The sequence below is a fragment of the Herbidospora galbida genome, assembly GCF_005233835.1.
Classification (GTDB): Bacteria; Actinomycetota; Actinomycetes; order Streptosporangiales; family Streptosporangiaceae; genus Herbidospora; species Herbidospora galbida.
Genome location: NZ_SZQA01000023.1, coordinates 94038 through 118272, shown reverse-complemented (window position 1 = coordinate 118272; position 24235 = coordinate 94038). Strand labels below are relative to the sequence as shown.

26 protein-coding genes are annotated in these 24235 nt (G+C 70.7%); 12 read left to right on the top strand and 14 right to left on the bottom strand.

Annotation, left to right across the window (positions count from 1 at the left end; all coding sequences use genetic code 11):
- Window positions 1–5: 5 nt before the first annotated feature.
- Genes FDA94_RS23250 through FDA94_RS23235 form a run of 4 tightly spaced genes read right to left on the bottom strand, consistent with a single transcriptional unit; the run spans window position 6 to window position 4949 of the window.
- Complete coding sequence (locus tag FDA94_RS23250; protein ID WP_137249193.1) at window positions 6–866, bottom strand: LLM class F420-dependent oxidoreductase; 861 nt, start codon at window positions 864–866, stop codon at window positions 6–8.
- A gap of 19 nt (window positions 867–885) precedes the next feature.
- Window positions 886–1428 (bottom strand): DUF305 domain-containing protein, encoded by a 543-nt coding sequence (locus FDA94_RS23245; RefSeq protein WP_137249192.1) that lies wholly within the window; start codon window positions 1426–1428, stop codon window positions 886–888.
- Complete coding sequence (locus tag FDA94_RS23240; protein ID WP_212735458.1) at window positions 1425–2708, bottom strand: DUF1996 domain-containing protein; 1284 nt, start codon at window positions 2706–2708, stop codon at window positions 1425–1427. The genes FDA94_RS23245 and FDA94_RS23240 overlap by 4 nt, the downstream gene beginning before the upstream one ends.
- 60 nt (window positions 2709–2768) lie before the next feature.
- On the bottom strand, window positions 2769–4949 hold the full coding sequence (locus FDA94_RS23235) for a discoidin domain-containing protein (RefSeq protein ID WP_246060106.1): 2181 nt from the start codon (window positions 4947–4949) through the stop codon (window positions 2769–2771).
- Window positions 4950–5403: 454 nt separating this feature from the next.
- Between FDA94_RS23235 and FDA94_RS23230 the strand changes: the two genes are divergently transcribed.
- Window positions 5404–6264: an RpnC/YadD family protein gene (locus tag FDA94_RS23230; protein WP_137249191.1), complete on the top strand. Its 861-nt coding sequence runs from the start codon at window positions 5404–5406 to the stop codon at window positions 6262–6264.
- A 3-nt stretch (window positions 6265–6267) separates the two neighbouring features.
- Here the strand turns inward: FDA94_RS23230 and FDA94_RS23225 are convergent, their stop codons facing one another.
- From FDA94_RS23225 to FDA94_RS23195, 7 genes are all read right to left on the bottom strand, one after another.
- Window positions 6268–7218: a serine hydrolase domain-containing protein gene (locus FDA94_RS23225; protein WP_137249190.1), complete on the bottom strand. Its 951-nt coding sequence runs from the start codon at window positions 7216–7218 to the stop codon at window positions 6268–6270.
- Entirely contained in the window at window positions 7215–7676 is a 462-nt protein-coding gene (locus FDA94_RS23220; protein WP_137249189.1) for a Clp protease N-terminal domain-containing protein, read from the bottom strand. Before FDA94_RS23220 ends, FDA94_RS23225 begins: the two co-directional genes overlap by 4 nt.
- 1 nt (window position 7677) lies before the next feature.
- Window positions 7678–7896, bottom strand: a complete 219-nt coding sequence (locus FDA94_RS23215) for a winged helix-turn-helix domain-containing protein (protein WP_062330290.1) — start codon at window positions 7894–7896, stop codon at window positions 7678–7680.
- Between the two features lie 33 nt (window positions 7897–7929).
- Complete coding sequence (gene rox, locus FDA94_RS23210; protein WP_137249188.1) at window positions 7930–9321, bottom strand: rifampin monooxygenase; 1392 nt, start codon at window positions 9319–9321, stop codon at window positions 7930–7932.
- A 78-nt stretch (window positions 9322–9399) separates the two neighbouring features.
- Entirely contained in the window at window positions 9400–10149 is a 750-nt protein-coding gene (locus FDA94_RS23205) for a lysophospholipid acyltransferase family protein (RefSeq protein ID WP_137249187.1), read from the bottom strand.
- 28 nt (window positions 10150–10177) lie between these two features.
- A complete protein-coding gene (locus FDA94_RS23200; protein ID WP_137249186.1) occupies window positions 10178–11830 on the bottom strand; it encodes a thiamine pyrophosphate-binding protein in 1653 nt (550 codons plus the stop codon).
- A gap of 11 nt (window positions 11831–11841) precedes the next feature.
- Window positions 11842–12615, bottom strand: coding sequence for a cyclase family protein (locus FDA94_RS23195; RefSeq protein ID WP_137249185.1), 774 nt, complete (start codon window positions 12613–12615; stop codon window positions 11842–11844).
- A gap of 120 nt (window positions 12616–12735) precedes the next feature.
- Between FDA94_RS23195 and FDA94_RS23190 the strand changes: the two genes are divergently transcribed.
- The 9 genes from FDA94_RS23190 (at window position 12736) to FDA94_RS23150 (ending at window position 18626) form a co-directional block, all read left to right on the top strand.
- Window positions 12736–13023 (top strand): hypothetical protein, encoded by a 288-nt coding sequence (locus FDA94_RS23190; RefSeq protein ID WP_137249184.1) that lies wholly within the window; start codon window positions 12736–12738, stop codon window positions 13021–13023.
- Window positions 13024–13035: 12 nt separating this feature from the next.
- Window positions 13036–14430: a sensor histidine kinase gene (locus FDA94_RS23185; protein WP_137249183.1), complete on the top strand. Its 1395-nt coding sequence runs from the start codon at window positions 13036–13038 to the stop codon at window positions 14428–14430.
- A complete protein-coding gene (locus tag FDA94_RS23180; RefSeq protein WP_137249182.1) occupies window positions 14427–15089 on the top strand; it encodes a response regulator transcription factor in 663 nt (220 codons plus the stop codon). Before FDA94_RS23185 ends, FDA94_RS23180 begins: the two co-directional genes overlap by 4 nt.
- 90 nt (window positions 15090–15179) lie before the next feature.
- Entirely contained in the window at window positions 15180–15662 is a 483-nt protein-coding gene (locus tag FDA94_RS40010) for a hypothetical protein (protein ID WP_212735457.1), read from the top strand.
- The gene (locus FDA94_RS23170; protein ID WP_212735456.1) at window positions 15659–16222 is read left to right on the top strand and encodes a class F sortase; all 564 of its coding nucleotides are present in this window, start codon (window positions 15659–15661) and stop codon (window positions 16220–16222) included. The genes FDA94_RS40010 and FDA94_RS23170 overlap by 4 nt, the downstream gene beginning before the upstream one ends.
- A gap of 55 nt (window positions 16223–16277) precedes the next feature.
- The gene (gene dhaK, locus FDA94_RS23165; RefSeq protein ID WP_137249181.1) at window positions 16278–17270 is read left to right on the top strand and encodes a dihydroxyacetone kinase subunit DhaK; all 993 of its coding nucleotides are present in this window, start codon (window positions 16278–16280) and stop codon (window positions 17268–17270) included.
- Window positions 17270–17857, top strand: coding sequence for a dihydroxyacetone kinase subunit DhaL (dhaL, locus tag FDA94_RS23160; protein ID WP_212735455.1), 588 nt, complete (start codon window positions 17270–17272; stop codon window positions 17855–17857). Before dhaK ends, dhaL begins: the two co-directional genes overlap by 1 nt.
- Window positions 17857–18237, top strand: a complete 381-nt coding sequence (gene dhaM / locus FDA94_RS23155; RefSeq protein WP_137249180.1) for a dihydroxyacetone kinase phosphoryl donor subunit DhaM — start codon at window positions 17857–17859, stop codon at window positions 18235–18237. The genes dhaL and dhaM overlap by 1 nt, the downstream gene beginning before the upstream one ends.
- Window positions 18238–18248: 11 nt before the next feature.
- Window positions 18249–18626, top strand: a complete 378-nt coding sequence (locus FDA94_RS23150; RefSeq protein WP_137249179.1) for a cupin domain-containing protein — start codon at window positions 18249–18251, stop codon at window positions 18624–18626.
- Here FDA94_RS23150 and FDA94_RS23145 read toward each other — a convergent pair.
- Window positions 18610–18906: a VOC family protein gene (locus FDA94_RS23145; RefSeq protein ID WP_137249178.1), complete on the bottom strand. Its 297-nt coding sequence runs from the start codon at window positions 18904–18906 to the stop codon at window positions 18610–18612. The two genes, FDA94_RS23150 and FDA94_RS23145, sit on opposite strands and share 17 nt — an antisense overlap.
- A gap of 120 nt (window positions 18907–19026) precedes the next feature.
- On the opposite strand from FDA94_RS23145, the gene FDA94_RS23140 reads away from it, so the two are divergent.
- Complete coding sequence (locus FDA94_RS23140; protein ID WP_137249177.1) at window positions 19027–19863, top strand: alpha/beta fold hydrolase; 837 nt, start codon at window positions 19027–19029, stop codon at window positions 19861–19863.
- A 63-nt stretch (window positions 19864–19926) separates the two neighbouring features.
- Here FDA94_RS23140 and FDA94_RS23135 read toward each other — a convergent pair whose 3' ends face one another.
- Window positions 19927–20181: a Smr/MutS family protein gene (locus FDA94_RS23135; RefSeq protein WP_061297662.1), complete on the bottom strand. Its 255-nt coding sequence runs from the start codon at window positions 20179–20181 to the stop codon at window positions 19927–19929.
- Window positions 20182–20383: 202 nt separating this feature from the next.
- On the opposite strand from FDA94_RS23135, the gene FDA94_RS23130 reads away from it, so the two are divergent.
- Entirely contained in the window at window positions 20384–23635 is a 3252-nt protein-coding gene (locus FDA94_RS23130; protein WP_281286612.1) for a S8 family serine peptidase, read from the top strand.
- 48 nt (window positions 23636–23683) lie between these two features.
- Here FDA94_RS23130 and FDA94_RS23125 read toward each other — a convergent pair whose 3' ends face one another.
- Window positions 23684–24112, bottom strand: a complete 429-nt coding sequence (locus FDA94_RS23125; RefSeq protein WP_062355288.1) for a CBS domain-containing protein — start codon at window positions 24110–24112, stop codon at window positions 23684–23686.
- Window positions 24113–24235: the final 123 nt, after the last annotated feature.

Genomic DNA, 24235 nt, shown 5'->3' with positions numbered 1-24235 from the left:
CAATCTCAGATCAGCTGCACGACCGGGACCACCTCTGAGCCGATCTGCTCCAGCGGGGTCAGCTCGTACACCCCCTTGACCTGGCCGATCGCCAGGCTGAAGCCCATCTCGGCGAAGCCGCCGAGGTCGTCGACGATCTTCTGCGTGCCGTGGGTGGTGTCGTAGGCGTAGTAGACCGTCTTCTGGATGTCGTCGTAGTTGCGGCCGACCGCCTCGCAGTGGCCGCGCAGCACGTCGAGCTTGTGCTGGAGCTGGTCGGACGGGAACAGGTTGCAGGCGTCGCCGTACTGGGCGACCAGGCGCAGCGTCTTCTTCTCGCCACCGCCGCCGATCATGATCGGCGGGTGCGGGCGGGTGAGCGGCTGCGGGGAGTTCAGCGGCCGCTCCAGCTGGAAGTGCTTGCCGCGGTACGGGCTCTCGTCGCCGTCCCACATCCGCAGGCAGATCTGCAGCGCCTCTTCGAGCTGCTCGAAGCGCTCGGCCACCGGCGGGAACGGGAAGCCGAGGCCCTTCGACTCGTCCTCGTTCCAGGCGGCGCCGATGCCCAGCCAGGCCCGGCCCCCCGACAGTACGTCGAGGGTGGTCACGATCTTGGCGAGCAGACCCGGCTGCCGGTAGATGACCCCGGTGATCAGGGCCAGCAGCCGCGCCCGCGAGGTGTGCGCGGCGATCCAGCCGAGGGTGGTGTACGCCTCCAGCATCGGCTCCTCGGGCGCGCCCACGCCCCGGATCTGCCAGAAGTGGTCCATCACCGCGATCGTGTCGAATCCGGCCTGGTCGGCGGTGGTGACGATCTGGGCGAGCCGGTCACTGAGCACCGGGTCGCCGGGGTAGGTGAAACTCGGGATCTGAAGTCCAACCTTCATGCTTACATTCTTACCGCGATTACCTCGCAAGCTCCGACAGGGCCGCGAGCTGATCCGTGCGCGCCGCCGTCATGTCGGCCGCCAGATCGAGCGCCTCCTCGGCCGCGCCGGCCTTCTGCTCACTCGCGGTCACCATGGCCGACTGGTCGAGGTGGCCCTTCAGGCTCTTGACCAGGATCCGATCGAACGCCTTCCCCTTCGCCTTCGCCGCCGCCTCGATCACGATCGGGGTCGGCATGCCCGGCATGTCGTGCCCCTCGTGCGGGTTGGGGCCCGCCTTCGCGCTGGTCAGGATCGCGCGAAGACGGGCCAGTTCGGCCCGGTGGCCCTGGCCGACGGACCCCGCCAGGTCGGCGAGCACGGGGTCCGCGGCCCGGCCGGGGGCCAGGTCGAGCACTTTCAGCATCCGCTCGTTCATCGCCGCCATGAGCTGCGCCCACGCCACATCCGTCGGGTTGTACGCCGCCACGGCCACCACCGGCTTCGGCGGGGGCGGAGGCGGCGGCGCCTCGGACGTGCACGCGACCGCGAAGATCAGGGCGGCGAGAACGAGTCTTCTCATGGCCGGCCGTTGGCCCCGCACTTGATCACCGGACGGATGCAGTCACGCACCCGCTGCCACATCTCGGCCTCGGGCCAGGCGTTGAAGAAGTCACCGTGCATGGTGAACCCCCGGCCGGACGAGAGGCGGATCCGCGACGGGTCGCCGCTGACCGGGTAGCGGAGCACCTGGCGCAGCTTCGGCACCGGCACCGGGTGGGTCGACGGGCACGCCTGGTTGACCGGGTAGGCCATGTGGCTCTTGTGGTCGGGCGAGTCGAGGTTCACCCCGTCCCAGCACTGCGGGAAGTCCAGATAGGACTCCAGCATCGTCCCGGCCGGGCAGTTCACGAAGTCCTTGGACGCGCCCGCCTCGTTGGCGTGCAGACACGACCACCGGGCGATCGTCGTGCTGTCGGGCGCGGTGGCCTTGGCGTTTCCGGCGACGATGCGCAGGCCCAGGGGCAGCGGCTGGATCTGCGCGGTGATGTCGGGCCGCACGCCCTCACCGAGGTAGTAGAACGTCGTGATGACCGGTTCGACGGGCTGGTCGTTGACGTAGAGCGTCGGCACCCAGTACGACGACAGGTCGATGCGCGGGTTGCAGTTGGAGTCGCCCGCGAGGAGCGATTCCACGGTCGAGTTGGCGTTCGTCGTCAGGTTGCCGAAGAACGAGTGCATGTGCGAGGCGCCCGGCAGGTTCGGGTAGATGATCGGGTCGTCGGGCAGCCGGTGGGTGAACGGGCAGTCGGCCAGGAACTCCGACACCCGCACGATCGGGCCCTGCGGCTGCGAGGGGGTGGGCGTCGGGGTCGGCGTGGGGCCGCCGCCGGGGCCGTACACCTCGAACTCCCAGAGCGACACGCCGTAGCCGGTGGCGCGCGCGGTCGTGTAGACGCGGATGTAGCGGGCGGACGTCTGGGTGAAGCCGATCGTCTGCACGCCGCCGGTCTGGGCGGTGCGGGTGGCGACCGTGGTCCAGGTCGTGCCGTTGGACGAGGTCTGGAGCTGGTAGGCGGTGGCGTAGGCCGCCTCCCAGCGCAGCACCACCTGGTTCATCGACGTGGCGGCGCCGAAGTCGACACGGAGCCACTGCGGGTCGGAGAACAGGCTGGACCAGCGGCTGCCGGCGTTGCCGTCGACCGCGTTGGCGGCCACGTGGCCGCCCTCGACGGAGGAGGCCGTGGCGGTCTTGCCCTGGGAGATGGGGGCCGCTTCGGCCCGTTGGGTGACGATCGTGAGCATCGCCAGGATCAGCACGCCGACGGCGGCGATCCTGGCCCACGTGATGGTCAGGGACATCGCGTTACTCCAATGGTGGGGGGTGCCCTCCGGGGGGCACGCGCCCCCCGGAGAGGTCGATCACTGGTACACGCGCACGTAGTCGACGAGCATCTGCTTCGGGAAGCCGGTGGAGGCGTCCGGCGGACCCGGCCAGTCGCCGCCGACGGCGAGGTTGAGGATGATGTAGAACGGGTGGTCGTACACCCACGGCCCGCGGGTCGCCTCGACCTGGGCCTTGCTGAGCGCGAAGACCTGGCGGCCGTCGACGCTCCACGTCATGCCCTGGCTGTTCCAGTCGAGCGACCACACGTGGTAGTCGTCGGAGAAGTCGGCGCCGTTCGGCAGGGTGTTCGGCGCCCCGATCCCGCCGCCGCCGTTGTAGGCCGGCGCGTGGATCGTGGTGTACGACGTCTTCACGTCCTTGCCGAGCACCTCGACGATGTCGATCTCACCGTTGTACGGCCACGGACGGCCGGTCAGGAAGTCGGCGCCCATCATCCAGAACGCCGGCCACAGGCCGTTGCCCTTGGGCACCTTGATCCTGGCCTCGACCCGGCCGTAGGTGAAGTGGAACTTCGTGCCGGTGTTCATCCGGTGCGAGGTGTACTGGCAGGTCCCGCCCGGGCACGACGACCCCGGCGTGACCTCCTGGCGGGCCTCCATGACCAGCTGCCCGGCGCCGTTCATGTTGGCGTTGTTGTTGTTGGTGTAGTACTCCAGCTCGTTGTTCGGGCCGGTGCCGGGGTCGGGCCGCCACTTGGCCGCGTCGGGCTTGGTGCCCGCCGCGCCGTTGAACTCGTCGCTCCAGACCAGCTGCGGGGGGTTGCGCGGGTCGGGCGGCGCGGCGGGCGGGGTGTTGGGGGCGCCGCCGGTGCCGTACACCTGGAACTCCCACAGGCTGTAGCCATAGGGGGTGGCGCGCTGGGTGCCGTACATCCGGACGTAACGCCCGCTCCCGGTCACGGGGATCGACTGCTTGAAGCCCGTCCCGGTGGTCGTGGAGTAGATGTTGGTCCAGTTGGTGGCGTCGTTGGAGGTCTGGATGTTGAACGACCGCGCGAACGCCGGGTCCCACTGCAGGACCACCCTGCTGATCTGGGCCGCCGCGCCGAGGTCGACGTAGATCCAGCCGGGGTCGACCCAGCCCGTGGTCGAGCTCGTCGCCCAGCGGCTGGCCGGGTCGAGGTCGAACGCGCGGGCCGGCGTGCACTCCCAGCAGTTCCCGTCGCTCTGCGACGTGGAGGCGACGGCGGGCTTGTTGTACGACAGCAGCCGTTCCCCACCCGGGTCAGGTGATGGAGAGGGACTCGGGCTGGGGCTGGGGCTCGGCGACGGGCTCGGCGACGGAGACGGGGACGGGCTGGTGGTGGTGCCCGTCCTGACGGCGATCTCGAAGAGGCTGACGCCGAAGGGCAGCGCCCGGTTCGACATCACGATCCGCAGGTAGCGGCCGCTGCCGCTCAGCGTGACGTTCTCCGTGCCGCCGGCGCCGGTGGTCGTCGCGTAGATCTGGGTGAACGTGGTGTTGTTCGGCGAGACCTGCACCTGGTACGTCCGCGCGAACGCGGCCTCCCAGACCAGGGTCAGGCCGCAGATCGACGTGGTGGCACCGAGGTCGATCGTCACCGACTGGGGCTCGCCGTAGGCGCTGGCCCACCGCGTGCCGGCGACGCCGTCGACGGCGTTGGCCGCCACGAAGGTCCCCTCGGTGGAGGTCGCGGTGATCGGCTTGCCGAGGGCGGCGTTGCCGCCGCACGTGCCGGTCGGGCCGGTGGACCCGTAGATCTGGAACTCCCAGAGGGAGTAACCCCAGGCGGTGCCCCTCTGGGTGCCGTACATCCGGACGTAGCGCCCGGTGCCGGTCACGTTGAGGGTCTGGACGCCGCCCGTTCCGGCGGTGGTGGTGTGGATCGTCGTCCAGGTGGTGCCGTTGGCGGAGGTCTGGATCTGGAACGCGCGCCCGTAGGCGGCCTCCCAGTTCAGCACGACCTGGCTGATGGTGGCCGAGGCGCCGAGGTCGACCTGGATCCACTGGGGATCGGAGAAGGCGCTGGCCCACCGGGTGCCGGTGCTGCCGTCGACGGCGGCGGACGCCGCGAAGGCCCCCTCGACGGAGGAGGCGGTGGCGGTCTTCCCCTGCGAGATCAGGGCGTCGGCGGCCTGGGCCGGCTGGATGGCGACGTAGGAGGCGAGCAGCGCCAGCGCTGCCGCGATGAGCACGCCCAGGCGTAACCGGCCCGGACTGCGCGATGAACTCAACGTGTCTCCTCGGGAGGGCGGGGGGTGAAGTTCGGGGAGCGCTCCCTGGGCCCTGAGGTTCTCCTTTTGTTCCGATATCTGTCAAGTATCAAATTAACTCTGACGTAACGAATACGAAAGAGTTAACTGAATCGGAGAGCGCTCTCCCGTTGCGATCATGACCCGGACGAGGAGCGTTTGAGCTTTGAATATCCGATGGAACGGTTTCCGGTGACGTCACGGGCCGATTCGCTGACTGGGGCCGGTACGAGCCATTGACGAGCACAGCCAGCCCGGGCCACCCTGGTGAGGGAACGTTCTCTTCATGATCGTTTAACCGCTACCCGGAGCGGTCGCCATAGATTCGTGCACCAGCTTGTACGTCCACTAGACCTATAACGCTTCGATAACACACCGGGTTTTCCCGGTCGCGGTGCGTAATGTCTCAGGCATGCCTCCGACCACCGAGCACGAGATGTGGCTGGACCTGTTCGCCAACAACCCCCGCCTCGCTCCCGACCTTTTGCTGGAGACCTTCGGCATCGACCTCCCCCACTACGAGGAGGCCCGGGTCGAGACGCCGGTCATGAACGAGACCACACCCGTCGAGCTCCGGGCCGACCACGTGATCGTCCTCCGCAATCGGGGGCGGCCGGTTCTCGTCTGCGTCGTCGAGATGCAGCGCGACCACGATTCACGCAAAGAGTGGACCTGGCCGAAATACCTCACGGCCGCCCGGGCCCGCCACAGGTGCCAGACGATCCTGCTGGTGATGTGGCCCCACGCCCATGGAGCCGAACGCGTCTCCACGCCGATCGCCCTGGGGCCTTCGTCCGTGGTGACGCCCCATGTCATCGGACTGTCCGCCATCCCCTTGGTGACAGACGAGGCGCAGGCCATCGCCAACCCCGAGTTGGCGACCCTTTCGGCGCTGGCCCACGCCGAGGGCCCTCACCGCGAAGCGGTCCTGGCCGCGACCAGCGCGGGCGTCCTGGCATTCGGGAAAAAGGACGCCAAAGAAGCCAGAACGTACACTGACTATCTCTCTGAGGCGTTGAGCGAATCGGCCTCCGAGCTGTGGAGGACACTGATGGGTGTGGCATCCAAGGAATACCGGAGCGCATGGGCCCGCGGCTACGTCGCGGAAGGCAGAGCGGAAGGCAGAGCGGAAGGCAGAGCGGAGGCCGTTCTGGCGATTCTCGCGCACCGGCAGCTCGTGGTGACCGACGAGATCCGCGACCGCATTCTCGCCTGCACCGACCCCGACCTCACGCGAACGTGGCTGGATCGCGCCTTCCACGTCGACAGTGCCGAGGAACTCCTCCGGGACGCGTGAACTTCACGACCGGAAGGCCGCCTCCAGCAGCTCCGTGAAGATCGCGATCGGGTCTGACCAGTCGCCGTTCGTGTTGGCCACGAGGATCTTCCGGCCGTCGCGGCTGCCGTACGCGTACGTCCACGACCCGAAGATCGCGCCGCCCATCCCCCACACCGTCTCTCCACCCGACAGCGTGAGCGACGAGATCCCCAGGCCATAGCGGCCGGTCTCCAGCCAGTCGGTCGTCGGGACCGTCGTGAACATCTCGTCCTGGAGGTGCGGGGGAAGCAGGTCGCCCCGCAGCAGTGCGGTGAAGAAGTCGCCCAGGTCGGGGATGGTGGAGATCATCCCGCCCGCCGCCCAGAAGGGGGACGGGTTCAGTTCCGTGAGGTCGTGGGTCTCCGCGTCCGGGGAAGGGTCGTGGAGGCGGCTGTAGTGACGGCCGTGCGGGCCACGGAAGCCCGCGTCGTCTCCGACCGGCAGGTAGGTGCCGGGAAGGGCTTCCGTGATCCGGCCGAGCGCCCGGCTCAGCGGCCGGCCGGTGATCGATTCGATGAGCTGCCCGATGAGGGCGTAGTTGGTCTGGGAGTAGTGCCACCCCTCGCCCGGAGGGAACGCCGGAGGTTTTGCCAGGCCGATGGCGACCAGCTGGGCGGGGGTCGGGCATTCGTACTGGTTGACCTCGTCCTGGAACCGCAGATAGTCGGCCAGGCCGCTGGTGTGTGACAGGAGCTGGCGCAGGGTCGTGCCGCCCGGCTGCGGGTCGTCGAGGCCGGCCAGGCCGTCGGCGACCAGGGTGAGCATCAGGGTGGCGACGAAGGTCTTGGTCGTGCTGCCGATGCGGAACTCGTGGTCGCGCTCGCGGGGTGCGCCGGCCGTGCCGAACCAGCGCTCGTCGCCGTCGCGGAGCTCGGCGGCGATGCCGGGCAGGCCGCCTTCGGCGACGGCGCGGTCGAGGATGTCCTGGATCACGCGGGCTCCCCGGAGAAGCGAGCGAGAAGGGCGGGCCGGTCGAACCCGGCCAGGGCCAGCGCCCGGGGGACGGTGCCGATTTCGGCCTGCAGGATGCCGAGCAGAAGGTGGACCGGGCGCAGGTCCTTCTTCCTGCGCGCCCAGGCGAAGGCGCGGTCGAACGCGAGCTTGGCCGACGCGCCCAGGGTGGTCGGCGGGTCGCCCACGCGGGTCGGCTTCGGCAGGTGGTACGCCGCCGCCGACACCCCGACCGTCTGGAGGCTGTGCTCGAACTCCTCCTGGAGGGCGGCGCGGATCTGGTCGTAGCCGAGCCCGGCCGCGATGAGCTCGGCGTTCTCCCCCACGACGGCGATGCCGAGCAGGAGATGGTGGGCTTCCAGGGTGGCCGAGCCGTCGTCGAAGGCCTCCAGCCGTGCTTGCTGGATGACCGAGTTCAGGTAGTGGTCGATGGCGGCCACGTCAACGCCTCCTCAGTGACACACCGGCTTCGATGAGCCGTTTGGCGTGTTTCTTGTGGACCGCCTGGCGGGTGATCCCCAGCGCCTCGGCCACTTCGGGCCAGCTCCATCCGTCGCGCATGGCCTGCTCGACGGCGGCCTCCTCCAGTTGGTCGGCGAGACGGCGGAGCGCGGCCACGGCGGCCAGGGCGTCGGCGGGATCGCTGAGTTCGGGCGGCATGCGAGCAACCGTAGTTGACTAATTTCGGATTAGTCAACCGGAGTTGCTAGCACCGAACCACTTCTCCAGATGCGCGTTCAGGTCCTGCTGGTCCTCCCCCACCCAGGCCACGTGCCCGTCCGGCCGCAGCAGCGCCGCCGGAACGCCGAGGTCCTCACGGAGGACGTCGACCCGGTCGGCCCACCCCTCCACCGAAAGCCGGCCGGCCAGCAGACCCCGCCCGCCGTGCATCGACGCGTAGAGCGACCCGTGGTTCCGCATCCGGCGGCCGAGCAGGTCGTGGCCGTCGCCGAAGTCGTAGCGCACCCCGATCGCGGTGATCTTCTCCAGCAGGAAGCGGGTCACGTTCTCGAAGTCCATCAGCTGCGACATCAGCGTCCTGACCGCCTGGGGTCCCGGCTCGGTCGACAGCAGGAGCATCTGGGCGGCCGTGTTGACCAGCACGTCGGCCGCCACCGGGTGGCGTTCCGCGTGGTAGGTGTCGAGCAGCCCCTCCGGAGCCCACCCGTTCACCTCGGCCGCGAGCTTCCAGCCGAGGTTGAAAGCGTCCTGCACCCCGAGGTTGAGGCCCTGCCCGCCGGTCGGCGGGTGGATGTGCGCGGCGTCGCCCGCCAGCAGCACCCGGCCGACGCGGTAGCGCTCGGCCAGCCGGGTCGCGTCGCCGAAGCGGGAGAGCCAGCGGGGCGAGTGCGCGCCGAAGTCGGTGCCGGCGTAGGCCACCAGCTGGCGGCGGAAGTCCTCCAGCGTCGGCGGCGCGGTGGAGACCTCCGCGGCCGGGACGCCGACCCGGTAGACGCCGTCGCCCTGCGGGATCGCGCCGAACTTCAGTTCCTTCGTGCGGACCTCGGCCACCACGGCCGCGATCGTCTCCGGCGACGCGGTGAGTTCCATCTCGCCGAGCAGGGTGTCGACCCGGCTGGGCTCGCCGGGGAAGGCGACGCCGAGCAGTTTCCGCACGGTGCTGCGGCCCCCGTCGCAGCCGACCAGGTAGCGCGCCCGAAGCGAGGTGCCGTCGGCCAGTTCGGCGGTGACGCCGTGGTCGTCCTGGGTCAGGCCGGTCAGTTCGGCGCCGCGCCGGATCTCGGCGCCGAGGCCGGTGGCGTGCTCGGTGAGCAGACGTTCGGTGACCACCTGCGGGATGCCCAGCAGGTAGGGGCAGGCGGTGTCGAGCACCACCGGCCACGGTTTGACGATGCCGGCGAAGTGGCTGGTGAGCGGGTACTGCTGACCGTGCGCGAGGAACCGGTCGAGCAGGCCGCGCTGGTCCATGATCTCCAGGCTGCGGACGTGCAGGCCGAGCGCCTTGGAGTGGGTGACCGGTTCGGCGAGCCGCTCCACGAGGACCGTCTCGACGCCGTGCAGGCGGAGTTCGGCGGCCAGCATCACTCCGGTCGGCCCCGCGCCGACGATGATGACGTCAATCATGAGCGGTGATTCTGCAGGACACCCCGGGTCTTGTGGCAAGACCCGGGGTGCGCTATAGCTTGGAAGTGGCGGGGAGGTTCAGTCGCCGCGGTTCTCGCGTTCCTTGCGCTCCGCCTCGTCCAGTGCCGCCGCCTCTTCGGGGGTCGGGGCCGTGCCGCCGAGATGGGCGGGCTGCCACCAGGCGCCGGTTCCGTCGTCGGGGTAGGACCGCTGGGCCTTGTCGACCAGTTCCGACAGGCGGCGGTGGAGTTCGGCGGCCGCGGCGTCCATGTCTTCACGGCGCTGCGGGCGCATCGGCTCGCCGATCGAGATCGTGACCGGGATGTTCCGCTGCGCGATCTTCCGGGGGCGGCCCTTGGTCCAGAGCCGCTGGGTGCCCCACAGCGAGATCGGGACCAGCGGCACGTTGGTGGCGGCGGCCATGCGGATCGCGCCGTTCTTGATGTCTTTGACGGTGAACGACTGGCTGATGGTCGCCTCGGAGAACACGCCCACGACCTCGCCCGCCTTGAGGGCCTTCAGCGCGGCGATGTAGGCCCCGGCGCCCTCGGCGCGGTCGACCGGGATGTGGTGCATCCCCCGCATCAGCGGCCCGGAGATCCGGTGGTCGAAGACCTCCTTCTTGGCCATGAACCGCACCAGGCGCCGCGACGGCCGCGCCGCGAAACCGGCGAAGATGAAGTCGAGATAGCTGATGTGGTTGCTGACGAGGACCGCTCCGCCGGTGGTCGGGACGTTGTCGGCGCCCTCGATGTTGATCTTCATTCCGAGGACCTTGAACATCGTCAGGGCAGCCCCGATCACCGGGGGATACACGATCTCAGCCATGCGAGAACCGTAACCTACGCGCGCCCGGTCAGTGCCCTCTGAACGCCTCCTCCAGCCACCACGAGCCGCGTTCCCGCGTCACCTTCGCGTGGATGAGAAGCGGCAGGTCACGCGGCCCGTCGAGCCACTCACGCACCGCATCCAGATCGGCCGTGGAGGTGACCGTCACGGCCGCGCAGCCGAACCCGCGCCCGATGGAGGCGAGGTCGACCGGCGGGAAGGTGACGGTGTCGTGCGGGGCCCCGCGGAAGTGGTGGACCTCGGCGCCGTAGCCCTCGTCGTCGTACACGACCACGACCATCGGCAGCCCCAGCCGCACGACGGTTTCGAGCTCGGCGACGCCCATGAGCGCGCCGCCGTCGCCGAGGGCAGCGACGGGCAGCCGGTCGGGCCGTGCGAGCGCCGCGCCGATCGCGGTGGCGAGGCCGAGCCCGATCGACTGGAACGACTGGGTGAAGCAGAACCCGTGCTCGTCGGGGACGTCCAGGAACATCGCCGGATATCCCATGAAGTTGCCCGAGTCGACCGACACGATCCGTTCGGCCGGCAGCAGCTCGTCGAGCCGGATCGTCAGGGTGCGGGGGTCGATCCGCCCCGCGCCGCTCTCGTCGTCGTAGGCGACGTCCTGCCAGCGCCGTCCCGCCGCGATGCGTCCGGCCAGCTCATCGCTCCGGTATCCGGCGCGCTGAGCCTCGATCAGCTCCGTTACGGCTGTCGCACACCCTGCCACCTCCCCGACGACCCCGAAGCTCACCGAACGGTGCGCCCCCAGGGCCGAGGCGTCGAGGTCGACCTGCACCACGGTGGCCGTCGGGGAGATGAGCGCGCCGTGCCGCATCGTCCACATGTTCAGCGCGCACCCCCAGCCCACGATGAGGTCGGCGTCGCGGATCAGCTCGGCCGCGAGCGGCGTGGCGAACCCGCCGGAGACGTCCAGGTCCCAGGGGTTGCCCTTGAAGAGGCCGCGCGCGACGGCGGAGGTCGCCAGCAGCGCCCCCACCCGCTCCCCGAGCGCCTCGAGCTCCCGCCGGGCCCGCCGGGCGCCGCGCCCGGCGACGAAGACCGGCCGCTCGGCGGCGGCGAGCGCTTCGGCCAGCCGCTCGAACGACCCGAGGTCGGCGGACACGAGCGGCGCGTCCTCGTGCGCCGCGAAGGGCTCGACCGGCCCGGGGGCGTCGTTTCCGGCCCGCTGGGCCTGCACGTCGAGCGGCAGGTTCAGCAGCACGGCCCGCCGCTCGCGCCGGGCGAGCCGGTAGGCGGCGGTCGCCTCGGCGACGGCCGTGCCGGCCGAGGTGATCCGGCACGACAGGGCCCCGACGGCATGGGCGAGCGCCGCCTGGTCGACCCAGAAGTTGGACAGCGGCGAGGTCACCTCACCGGCGAGCACGAGCAGCGGGGTGCGGCTCTTGGCCGCCTCGGCCAGCCCGGTGATCATGTTGGTCAGCCCCGGCCCCTGGTGCACGGTCACCACGCCGACCTCGCCCGACATGCGGGCGTAGGCGTCGGCCATGGTGGCGGCGCCGCCCTCGTGGCGGGCCGCGACGTAGCGCGCTCCCCCGGCCACGAGGGCGTTGGTGACGTGGAAGTTCCCCGAGCCGACGACCCCGAAGACGGTCCGGACCCCTTCGGCGGCCAGCGCCCGCCCGATCGCCTCGTCGGCGTTGACGTCGGGCGGATTCACGGCGCGAGGCTTCACCGCTCGACCAGGGCCAGCACCCGGACCGGCGACCCCGACCCGCCCGCGATCGGCAGCGGCGGCGCGACCACCACGGCCCCGGTGACCGGCAGCCGGTCGAGGTTGCGGAGCTGGGTCAGGCCGTACTTCCCGGCGCCGAGCAGGAACGAGTGGCACGGGAAGGCCGGGTCGAAGGAGTGGGCCGCGCCCGCGTCGGTGCCGACCGTCTCGACGCCGAGCCCGACGATCGGGGTCTGCTCGGCCAGGTAGCGGGCGCACTCGACCGAGATGCCGGGCGTGTGCGGGCCCGTCTCGTTGGCGTTGAGGAACTCGGCCTGGTCGTGGGCGCGGACGTCCCAGCCGGTCCGGTAGAGGAGCCAGCCGCCTTCGGGCAGCGGGCCGTGCTCGGCCTCCCACGCCTTGACGTGCTCGATCTCCAGCAGGAAGTCGGGGTCGGCGGCGGCCTGCGCGGCGAAGTCGAGCACGACGGCGGGGGCGAGCAGCTTCGAGGGGGCGACCTGCGAGACGTCCTCGCCGTCGCGGGCGGTGACCCAGTGGACCGGCGCGTCGAAGTGGGTGCCGGTGTGCTCGCCGGTCGAGATGTTGTTCCAGTACCACCCGGGGCCGCGGTCGTCGTACCGGCTGATCTCCTGCAGCGTGAACGGCACGGTGTTTCCGAACGGCTCGGGGAGCATCAGGATCGGGGTCGACTCGGCCAGCGGCGCGGTCAGGTCGATCACCTCGATCGAACCGCCCTGGATGCCTTCGACGAGATCACGCAGCACCGACATGAGAGAACCCTTTCCGTGAGCTTCCGGTGATCTTCCTACAGGTTCGGCGGCGCGGGGAAGATGAGAGTCTTCTCATCGTCCTCCCATGATGTTCTCCCGAAACGGCCCGACACTGGGGCCATGGGTCGCAGGGTGTCGGTGCTGTTGCTGATCGCCGGGGCGGTGGTCGCCGCGCTGGCGGTGTCCGGCGTCTTCGCGGCGTTCGGCGACGACGGCCCCCAGCTGGGCGGCCCTGTCGTCGTCACGGTCGAGCCCCCCGAGGCGAAGCCGGTCGAGACGCCCGCACCCCGCCCGTCGACGTCCCCGGCGAAGAAGACTCGTGGCGAACCGGTCAAACCGCCACCCCCGAAGCAGGGCGGGGACGACGACGACGGAGATGACGACGATGACGACGGTGACGACGACTGATCGCGGGGTTCGATGAGCGCCCGTGCCCGGATCGTGGGCTGGATGCTCTTCCTGGTGGCGCTCGCCCTGTCGGTGTCGTTGTCGGCGACGTGGAGCATCCTGCTCAGCCGCCTCGACGCCCGCGTCAGCGCCGAACTGGAGAACGAGACCGAGAAGCTCCGCCGGTACGTCGCCAACGAGACCGCCGCCGGCCCGCCCGCCAGCGTGAAGACGCTGCTCGACGGGTGGCTGTCGGTGAACCCGCCCGACCGGTGGGAGACCTACTTCACGGTCGTCGGCGGCCGCATCGAGTCGATCCCCGGCGGCGACCGTCCCCCGGCCGCGCTCGACGCCGACGAGGACCTCGTGCGGAGCGTCGCGCGGGTCACCGATCGGCCGGTGGCCGGCTGGACCGACAGCGCGGCCGGGCGGGTGCGCTACGCGGCGATCCCCGTCCAGATCACCGGCGACCAGACCATCGGGCAGTTCGTGGTGGCGGTCTTCTACGACCACCATCGCGAGGAGGTCGTCGCGTCGGTCCAGGTCCTGGCGATCACCGGCCTGGCTGCCCTGACGCTCGCGGGCGCGGCCGGATGGTTCGTGGCCGGACGGGTGCTGGCCCCCATCCGCCTGGTGCGCCAGACCGCCGAGGCCATCTCCGACAGCTCCGACCTGACCCGGCGGCTGGAGGTCACCGGCAACGATGACGTGGCGGCGCTGGCGGCGACCTTCAACCACATGCTCGACCGGCTCGACCAGGCCTTCGCCGCGCAGCGCACGTTCGCCGACGACGCCGGCCACGAGCTGCGCACCCCCATCACCGTGATCCGGGGCCACCTGGAGCTGATGGGCGACGACCCGCACGACCAGCGCGACACCCTGGCCCTCGTCAACGACGAGCTGATCCGGATGAACCGCCTGGTCGACGACCTGCTGACGCTCGCCAAGGCGGGCCAGCCGGGCTTCCTCACCCTCGAACCGGTCGAGCTGGCCGAGCTCCCGGTGGCCGTGGTGGCCCGTGCCCGCGGCCTGGCCGACCGCAAGTGGCGCGTCGACGAGGTCGCCGAGGAGTACGCGATCGCCGACCAGCAGCGGCTCACCCAGGCGTTGATGCAGCTCACGGCCAACGCGGTGCGCCACACCCAGGAGGGCGACCTGGTCGCGGTCGGGTCGGCGGTCCGCGACGGGCACGTCGTGCTGTGGGTGCGCGACAGCGGCCCGGGGGTGCCCGTGGAGGACCGCGAACGCATCTTCCGGCGGTTCGAACGCTCCCGCGTCACCGGTGAGGGCTCTGGTCTGGGCCTGTCGATCGTGCGGTCGATCGCCGAGGCGCACGACGGCCGGGTGTTCGTGATGGACGCCCCCGGCGGGGGCGCCCAGTTCGTCCTGACGTTCCCGATGGTGGCGGAGAAAATGGAGATGGCGTGAACAGCATCCTGATCGCCGAAGACGAGGACCGCATCGCCGCGTTCCTGGAGAAAGGCCTGCGGGCCAGCGGTTTCGTCACCACCGTGGTGACCGACGGCCTGGCCGCCTACGAGCACGCCAGGGCCGGCCACTACGACCTGATGATCCTCGACCTCGGCCTGCCGCTGAGCGACGGCTTCACCGTCTTACGCCGCCTGCGCGCGGCCCGCGCCGAGATCCCCGTGATCATCCTGACCGCCCGCGACAGCGTCGGCGACACGGTCGCGGGCCTGGAGGGCGGCGCCGACGACTACATCGCCAAGCCGTTCGCGTTCGAGGAGCTGCTGGCCCGGGTCCGGCTGCGGCTGCGCAGCGAACGCGCCCCCGAGGCCACCGTGCTGCGCGTCGGCGACCTGGCCCTCGACCTGCGCACCCGTCGCGCCCACGCGGGGGAACGCTCCATCGACCTGTCGACCCGGGAGTTCGCGCTGGCCGAGGCGTTCTTCCGGCATCCGGAGCAGGTCCTGTCGCGCGAACAGCTGCTCAGCCAGGTCTGGGGCTTCGACTTCGACCCCGGTTCGAACGTCGTGGACGTCTACGTGCGCTACCTGCGCCGCAAGATCGGCTCCGACCGCATCGAGACCGTGCGCGGCACCGGCTACCGACTCAAGGCCCGATGAGACCGCTCTCACGCGGCTCTCAGAGAAGCCCAACCCCCGCTCACGAGGCTGATCTCAGCACCGGAACACGAACCCGAACAGGGAGCTGAGATGAACCTCGAAGCACGCCGAGCCCTCCTGGCCCTCGCCGCCTTCGCCACCGTGGGCGCCGCCACCGTCGCCCTCCCGTCCGCCGCTCAGGCGGCCCCCATGTGGACGGCCACCACGGCCGACGACGATGACGACCGCGGCGACGACGACGACGACCGCCGCGGCGGCGACGACGACGACGACGACGACCGGCCCAGCGGCGGCGTCGAGACCGGCAAGGGCGGCGCCTCCGACGACGACGATGACGACCGGGCGCGGGGCGGGGTCGACGCGGGCGCCGGCGGGACCCAGGACGACGATGACGACGACCGGCCCAGCGGCGGCGTCGACACCGGCATGGGCGGCACGGCCGACCTGCGATTCGTCTCGGCCGAGGAAGGGACGAACCCGTGGGTGCCGCTCGGCGTCGCCGGGATGGCCGGCGTGGGCGCCGTCACCGGTCTGATCGTGCTGGCCCGGCGGCGTCAGGGCGCCCAGTCGTGAAGACGTACACGATGAGGGCCGGGGCTTTTCTGGCCGGTGCGCTGCTGCTCGCGGCGTGCGCCGGGGAGGGCGCACCGCCGGCGCGGGCGGCCGTGGCTCCCGCGAGTGTGGCGCCCGCCAAGGACGTCGCGAACCCGACCCGGGTCCGCATCCCGGCCATCAAGGTCAATTCCGCGATCATCCCGCTGAGGCTCGACAAGAAGGGCAAGCTCATCGCCCCGAAGCGGTTCGACGTGGCGGGATGGCACAAGTCGGGCCCGGAACCGGGTGAGAAGGGCGTCGCGGTCATCGCCGCGCACGTCGACTCGAAGTCGGGCCCGGCGGTCTTCTACCGGCTGCGCGAGCTGAGGGCCGGGCACAAGATCACCGTCAACCGGGCGGACGGATCGAGCGTGACGTTCACGGTCTACCGGGTCGCCCGCTATCCGAAGAACAACGTCCCGAACAAGCTGGTCTACGCCTCCGGCGGCGGCGCCCAGCTCAGGCTGATCACCTGCGGCGGCACCTTCGACCGCAGCCGGCGCTCCTACCGCGACAACATCGTGGTGTTCGCCCGCTGATCGCCGGGAAGGGGAAGCCGTGAGAACGGCTTCCCCTTTCGCCGTGGAGGCACACGTGAAGAAGCTCATCAACGCCGTCGGCGACGTCGTGCCCGACACGCTCAGGGGCATGGCCGCCGCTCATCCGTCGCTGCGCGTCGACGTCGAGAACCGGATCGTGCTGCGCGCCTCCGGCCCCACCTCGGGCAAGGTCGGCCTGGTCTCGGGCGGCGGCTCGGGCCACGAACCGCTCCACGCGGGCTTCGTCGGCTTCGGCATGCTCGACGCCGCCTGCCCCGGAGAGGTCTTCACCTCCCCCGTCCCCGACCAGATGATCGAGGCCACCAAGGCCGTCGACGGCGGCGCCGGGGTGCTCCACATCGTCAAGAACTACACCGGCGACGTTCTCAACTTCGAGATGGCCGCCGAACTGTGCGCCGACGAGGGGGCCAGGGTGCTGAGCGTCCTGGTCGACGACGACGTCGCCGTACGGGACTCGACCTACACCGCGGGCCGCCGGGGCACCGGCGCGACGGTGTTCGTGGAGAAGATGGCCGGCGCCCTGGCCGAGCAGGGCGCGCCGCTGGAGGCGGTGGCCGCGATGGCCCGCACGGTCGACGACCGCAGCCGCTCGTTCGGGGTGGCGTTCTCGGCGGGCACGGTCCCGGCGGCCGGCAAGCCGACCTTCGACCTGGGCCCCGCCGAGATCGAACTCGGCATCGGCATCCACGGCGAACCGGGCCGCTCACGCGAGCGGTTCCGCGAGGCGCGGGAGCTCGTCCGCCTGGCCATGGACGCCCTCAACACCGACCTCCCCTTCTCCGGCGACGTGCTGGTGATGGTGAACGGCATGGGCGCGACCCCCCTCATGGAGCTCTACGTGGCCTATGGGGAGGTCGACGCGTACCTGCGGGAGAAGGGCGCGACCGCCACCCGGTGCCTGGTCGGCAATTACGTGACCAGCCTCGACATGGCCGGGTTCTCCATCACGACGTGCCTGCTCGACGCGGAGCTGACCTCGCTCTGGGACCACCCGGTGGAGACCCCGGGCCTGCGGTGGGGACGCTGATGGACACGGCCTTCTTCCTGCGCTGGATCGCCGTCGTCACCGAGCGGGTCCGCGCCGACCGCGACCACCTGACCGACCTCGACCGCGCCATCGGCGACGCCGACCACGGCGCCAACCTCGACCGGGGCTTCACCGCCGTCGAGGAGGCCCTGGCCGCCAAGCCCCCCGAGACCCCCGCCGACGTGCTGACGACGACGGGCACCACGCTGATCCGCAAGGTCGGCGGGGCTTCCGGTCCTCTGTACGGCACTCTGTTCCGCACCCTCGGCCGTTCGGTCGGCGACGTGCCCGAGGTGAGCCGGGAAGAGCTGGCCGAGGCGTTCGCGCAGGCCCTGGCCGCCGTGATGAAGCTGGGCTCGGCCCAGGAAGGCGACAAGACGATGATCGACGCGCTGGCTCCGGCCGTCCAGGAGATGAGAACGTCGTTCGACGCCGCGGCACGGGCGGCTCTCGACGGCGCGCGGGCGACGACCCCCCTGCGCGCCCGCAAGGGCCGCGCCAGCTACCTCGGAGACCGCAGCATCGGCCACCAGGATCCGGGCGCGACGTCGATGGCCCTCATGATCGACGCGCTGAGGGCGGCCTGATGGTCGGCATCGTGCTGATCTCGCACAGCGCCGGCCTGGCCGAAGAGGCGGTGGCCCTGGCGGTGGGCATCGCCGGAGAAGACGCCCCGATCCGCCCGGCGGGCGGCACCGACGACGGCGACCTGGGCACCAGCCTGACGAAACTGGAGGAGGCCGTCGCCGAGGTCGACCAGGGCGACGGCGTGGTCGTCATCATGGACCTGGGCAGCGCCGTCCTGACCGCCCGCACCTTCATCGAAGACCGCGCCGATGTGGTCCTGGCCGACGCCCCCTTCGTCGAAGGGGCGATCAACGCCCTGGTCACAGCGGGAACCGGCGCCGCCCTCGACGAGGTGGTCGCCGCCGCCGAGGAGGCCAGGACGATCGGCAAACTCTGCTAACCTCGCCGCTCGTGACAGAACGGGTGTACGTAGGCAACGCGAACGCCGACGCGCTCCTCGACCGAGGCTGGCTGCTCGGCCACTTCCGCCCTGCGGGAGACGCCCGGCACAGCGACGAGGTCGAGATCAAGTGGGGCGTCCACCCGGCCGGCGAGGAACGCGCCCAGTGGGTGAGGGGCGAGTCCCGTACGGCGATGATCGTCCTGATCAGCGGCCGCTTCCGCATGGTGCTGCCCGACCGGGACGTGGTGCTGGAGAAGCAGGGCGACTACCTGGTGTGGGGCCAGGGGGTCGACCATTCGTGGGTGGCCGAGGAGGAGTCGGTGGTCCTGACGGTCAGATGGCCGTCGGTCCCGGGCTACCAGGCCCCGGTCAGGCCGAGATCCTGACGTCGACCGTCCGGCCGTCGGGGTCGGTGACGGTGTGCCGGCCGGGCTCCCGGCCGGGGCCGCCCGGCAGGGAGAAACCGAGGCGGAGCCGGCCCGTGGGCGGTCTGCCACCGGCCGGATAGAGCTCGAAGACGGTGGACCCGAGCGTGGCGGAGAAGTGCTCGGGTCCGGCGCCGTGCTGTTCCTTCCGGAAGGTGAGGCCGATGCCGGTGTAGAAGGCACGGCACTCCTCGACCCGCTCGGTGTAGACGACGACCAGGTCGATCACCCGGGGTTCCATGATCTGCACATCCGTTCGTATAGTCCCTTTCGCCTGACGGTCTCATTCTCCGGGCCCAGTCCGTCGACGTCCTGCTGGACGACCGCCCGAGGTTTTGCGCGTGGTCGTTACCATCACGGCATGATCGAGCTGGACGTCGAGGTGGCCGCGGGCCGCACGCTGCACGTGTACGACACCGGCCCGGCGGGGGGCGAGCTGCCGCCGGTTCTGTGGCATCACGGCACCCCCAACCTGGGGGCGCCTCCCGAGCCGCTCTTCGCCGCGGCCGACCGGCTGGGGTTGCGCTGGGTGTCGTTCGATCGGCCCGGCTACGGCCGGTCCGCCGTCGCGCCGGGGCGCACCATCGCCTCCGTCGCCGCCGACGCGGCAGCCGTCGCGGACGCGCTCGGCATCGGCCGGTTCGCCGTCATGGGGTACTCCGGCGGCGGGACGTACGCTCTGGGGTGCGCCGCCGTCCTGGGCGATCGCGTCCGGGCGGTGGTGAGCCTGGCCGGCATCGCCCCGTACGACGCGGACGGGCTGGACTGGTTCGCCGGGATGCTCCCGTCCGGGGTGGCCGCCCTGGGAACGGCGGCGGCGGGCCGCGAGGTGAGGGCGGTCCTGGATGAGTCGGGTTTCGACTACGACTGCGAGTTCACTGCGGCCGATCTGGCCTTCTTCGAGGGGCCGTGGGGCTGGCTGGGGCAGGTGAGCGAACCGGCTCTGGCCGCCGGCCCCTACGGTCAGATCGACGACGACGTCTCCTACACCCATGCCTGGGGCTGCGACCCCGGCAGCATCAGCGCCCCCGTCCTGCTCCTGCACGGCACCGCGGACCGGGTCATCCCCGCCTCTCACGGGACCTGGCTGGCGGCCCACTGCCCTGGCGCCGAACTGCGGCTCCACGCGGACGACAGCCACTTCACCATCGCCGGCCACGCCGAAGAGGGCCTGGACTGGCTTGGCCGGTGGAGCTGAAGGGATATCTCACCGCGGTGCGGCAGCCTTCTTCGCGAATGTGACTCGTGCCCTGCCGAAGGGTTACTTGTGCCGGAAGTACACGAACAGGCGGCCGTGGTTCTTCGCGTCCTTGTCGATCCGGTGGTAGAGCGCCTTGATCTCCTTCTGGTCGAGGAAGCGCAGCACCTTCTTCTTCAGCTGGCCCGACCCCTTCCCGGGGATGATCTCGACCTCGGTCGCCTTCTTGTCGATGGCCTCCTGGATGATCCCGCGCAGGGCCCGGTCGATCTGGTCGCCCTTGTTGAAGATGTCGTGCAGGTCCAGCTTCAGCTTCATGGTCAGGAGTCTAGGTCGCGGCCACAGGTGGACACTAGGCGTCGCAAATCCCTCTGGTTAGACTCCGGGTCAGATTAGACCGTTCCAAACCACGCCCAGGGGAGCGGTTGACCTCCCCCGCGCGCGGCGTCCCGCAGCATCCATGGGAGGTTACGTGTCAAAGAAGTCACGGTTAGCCGCCGTAGCCGCAGGATTGACCCTGGTGGTCTCGGCCTCACCCCCGGCCACCGCGAGCCCCTCGCCCAGCCCCAAGCTCACCGCCACCCCGCTGACCAACCCCGAGAGGGTCACCGGCGCCAAGTCGCCCACGGGTCAGCTCGCGAAAAGCGACCAGGCCTTGATCCGGTCGCGGTCGGCCAGTCCGGTGAACGTCGTGGTCAAGCTCGACTACGACGCCCTGGCCGCCTATGAGGGCGGCGTCGACGGGCTGGCGGGCACCTCGCCCTCGGTCACCGGCAAGGCGCTCGACCTGCGCAGCACCGCGGCGAAGAACTACCTCAGGCACATCGAGGGGATCGAGAACACCTTCCTCGCCGAGTTACCCAAGCGGGTGGGGGGCGCGAAGGTCGGCCAGCGGCTGCGGACCGTCTACGGCGGGGTCGCGCTGACCGTCCCGGCGAACAAGGCCGCCGAGCTGTTGAAGATCAAGGGGGTGGCGGCCGTCCAGGAGGACAAGGTGGTCCAGCCGCTCACCGACTCCAGCCCGGCCTTCATCGGGGCGCCCGCGGTCTACTCGAAGCTGGGCGGGGCGCCGAACTCCGGCAAGGGGGTCATCGTCGGAATCCTCGACTCGGGCGCGTGGCCCGAGCATCCGCAGTTCGCCGCCTCCGGGAGCATCCCGGCGCCGCCCGCCAAGGCCGACGGCACGGCCCGGACCTGCGACTTCGGCGACAACCCGCGCACGCCGGCGGCCGACGTGTTCGCTTGTAACAACAAGCTGATCTCGGGGCAGCCGTTCCTCGATACCTACAACGCCGTCGTCGGCGGCGAGGTCTACGGCGACAGCGCCCGTGACTCCAACGGGCACGGCACGCACACCGCGACCACCTCGGCCGGTGCGCCGGTGGCCGACGCCGATCCGCTGGGCATCCCACGCGGGCCGATCCACGGCATCGCGCCGGCCGCGCACGTCGCGGTCTACAAGGTGTGCGGGGCCGAGGGGTGCTACCAGTCCGACTCGGCGCAGGCGGTGGCGCAGGCGATCCTCGACGGCGTGCGGGTGATCAACTTTTCGATCGGGGGCGGCGCCGATCCGTACAGCGACCCTGTCGAGCTGGCGTTCCTCGACGCCTACGCGGCGGGCGTGTTCGTGGCGGCCTCCGCCGGGAACGCGGGGCCCGGGGCGGCGACCGCCGAGCACCTGAGCCCGTGGGTGACGACCGTGGCGGCCTCGACGCAGACGCGGACGTTCCAGTCGACGATCTCTTTGTCGGGCGGGACCTCCCTCAAGGGCGCGAGCGTGACCGAGGGGGTGCCCTCGAACCTGCCGGTGGTGCTGGCGTCGGCGCCGCCGTACAACGACGCGCTGTGCCTCACCCCCGCTCCCGCCGGGCTGTTCAGCGGGAAGATCGTGGCCTGTCAGCGCGGCCCGAACCGGGTGCTGAAGGGCTTCTCGGTACGTCAGGGCGGCGCATCCGGCATGATCCTCTACAACGCCGAGCCGCTCGACGTGATGACCGACAATCACTGGCTGCCGACCGTCCACATCGACAAGCCGGCCTCCGACCGGCTGCTCGCGTGGAAGGCGGCCAACCCGGCCGGCACGGCGTCGTTCACCCGGGGCGCCAAGACCACCTGGCAGGGTGACGTGATCACCACGTTCTCCTCGCGCGGGCCGGGCGGCGACTTCCTGAAGCCCGACGTGACCGCGCCGGGCCTGCACATCCTGGCCGGTACGACCCCCACTCCCGAGTCCCCGCTCGAAGGCCCTCCCGGCAACCTCTACATGTCGATCGCGGGCACCTCGATGTCGTCGCCGCACGTCGCCGGCGCGGCGGCGCTGCTGTTCGCGCTGCACCCGACGTGGACGCCCGGCCAGGTCAAGACCGCGCTGGAGACCACGGCCAAGACGAGCGTCGCCAAGCAGAACGGCGCCACCCCGGCCGACGCGTTCGACATGGGCGGCGGCCGCATCGACCTGACCAAGGCCGGCGACACCGGGCTGACGCTCGACGAGTCGGCCGAGAACTTCGCCACCTCGGCGGCCGACCCGCTGAACCGGATCGACCTGAACCTGCCGTCGGTGAACGCCACCACGATGCCGGGCCTCATCACCGCCAAGCGCACCTTCACGAACGTCACGAACGCCACCCTCACCTACACGGCGACCGGCAAGACGGTGAGCGGCGCGTCCATCGTGGTCGTGCCGCCGGTGTTCACGGTCAAGCCGGGCAAGAAGCAGACCGTGCAGATCGTGATCGCCGCGCCCGACCTGCCCGACGGGCAGTACTTCGGCCAGGTCGACCTCAGCCAGGTCGGCGGCGCCCGGCAGCAGCACCTGCCGGTGGCGTTCGTCCGCGGCGAGGGCGCCGTGCCGGTCGAGCAGACCTGCGCGCCCACCACGATTCCGCGCAACACGGGCGAGTCGACCTGCACGGTGACCGTCCGGAACGACACGCTCGAAGACACCGAGGTCACCGCGCTGAGCACGCTCAACTCGCGGCTGCGGCTCAACGCGGTCACCGGGGCCACGAAGGTCGGCACCCAGATCGCCACCGCCAAGAAGACGCTGGCGGGCCGCGAGCCGGACGCCCCGTCGATCGCCCCGGGCGAGCTGTTCGGCTACCTCCCGCTCGACGCCTTCGGCGTCGCGCCGGTCCCGGTCGGCGACGAGGAGGCGCTCAACTTCACCGTCCCGGGCTACCGGTTCGCCGGGCAGACCTTCACCCGCCTGGGCATCACGTCCAACGGATACCTGGTCGCGGGCGGGGCCGACGGGGCGCAGGACGTCAGCTTCGTCCCGCAGGACCTGCCCGACCCCGACCGGCCGAACGGGGTGCTGGCCCCGTTCTGGACCGACCTCGACGGCACGGGCGCGCCCGGCGTCTACGTGGCGACGCTGACCGACGGGGTCGGGACCTGGATCGTCGTCGAGTGGCGGGTCAACCTCTTCGGCACCGGCGACCTGAAGACGTTCCAGGCGTGGATCGGGGTCGACGGGGCGGAGGACGTCACGTTCGCCTACCCGTCGCCGATCGCCTACCCGGGCGACGCCTACGGGCTGACGATCGGCGCGGAGAACGCCGACGGCACCCGGGGCGGCCGGATTCCGGCGGGCGCCGGGGCCGCCTCCGACTACCGGGTCACCAGCGCGCCGGGCGCGCCCGGCGCGTCGCTGACGTACACCCTGAAGGTCAAGGGGGTGTCGGCCGGTGAGGGCACGATCACGACGGCGACCTCCACCGAGCAGGTGAAGGGCGTGACCGTCGAGGTCGACAAGATCACCGTCCAGTAGAACGGCGACGGCCCGGCGGGGATCCCGCCGGGCCGTCTTCCCAGGAGGTCAGCCGTGCAGATAGCCGACGAGGTGGGCGCGCTCGGTCTCCAGTTCCTCGATCGCGCTCTTGACGACGTCGCCGATGCTGACGATGCCGATGAGGCGTCCGTCTTGGACGACCGGAACGTGCCGGAATCGGTGAACGGTCATGGTCTTGCGTAGATCTTCCACGTTCTCGTCGGGGCCGCAGGTGCGGACCTCGACCGTCATGATGCTGGAGACGGGCTCACTCAGCACCGCTCCGCCTCGCATGTGCAGGTGCCGGACGATGTCCCGCTCCGACACGATGCCCGCGATCGCGTGGCCGTCGGCGGAGACGACCACGGCGCCGATGTTGTGCTCGGCCAGCAGGCTGAGCAGGTCGGTCACTGTGGCATCCGGGGGAACGGTCACCACGTGGGCGCCCTTTCCCTGCACGATCGTCCCGATGAGCAATCGACACCACCCTTCTGCTTGTCTCCTCAGGCAACAACCTGTGGTGACGCTGCGTCAAGAGCGGGGCCGGATTTTTCACTTTCCCCGAATTCACTCTTAATGTGCCGGTGGAATGTGAAATAC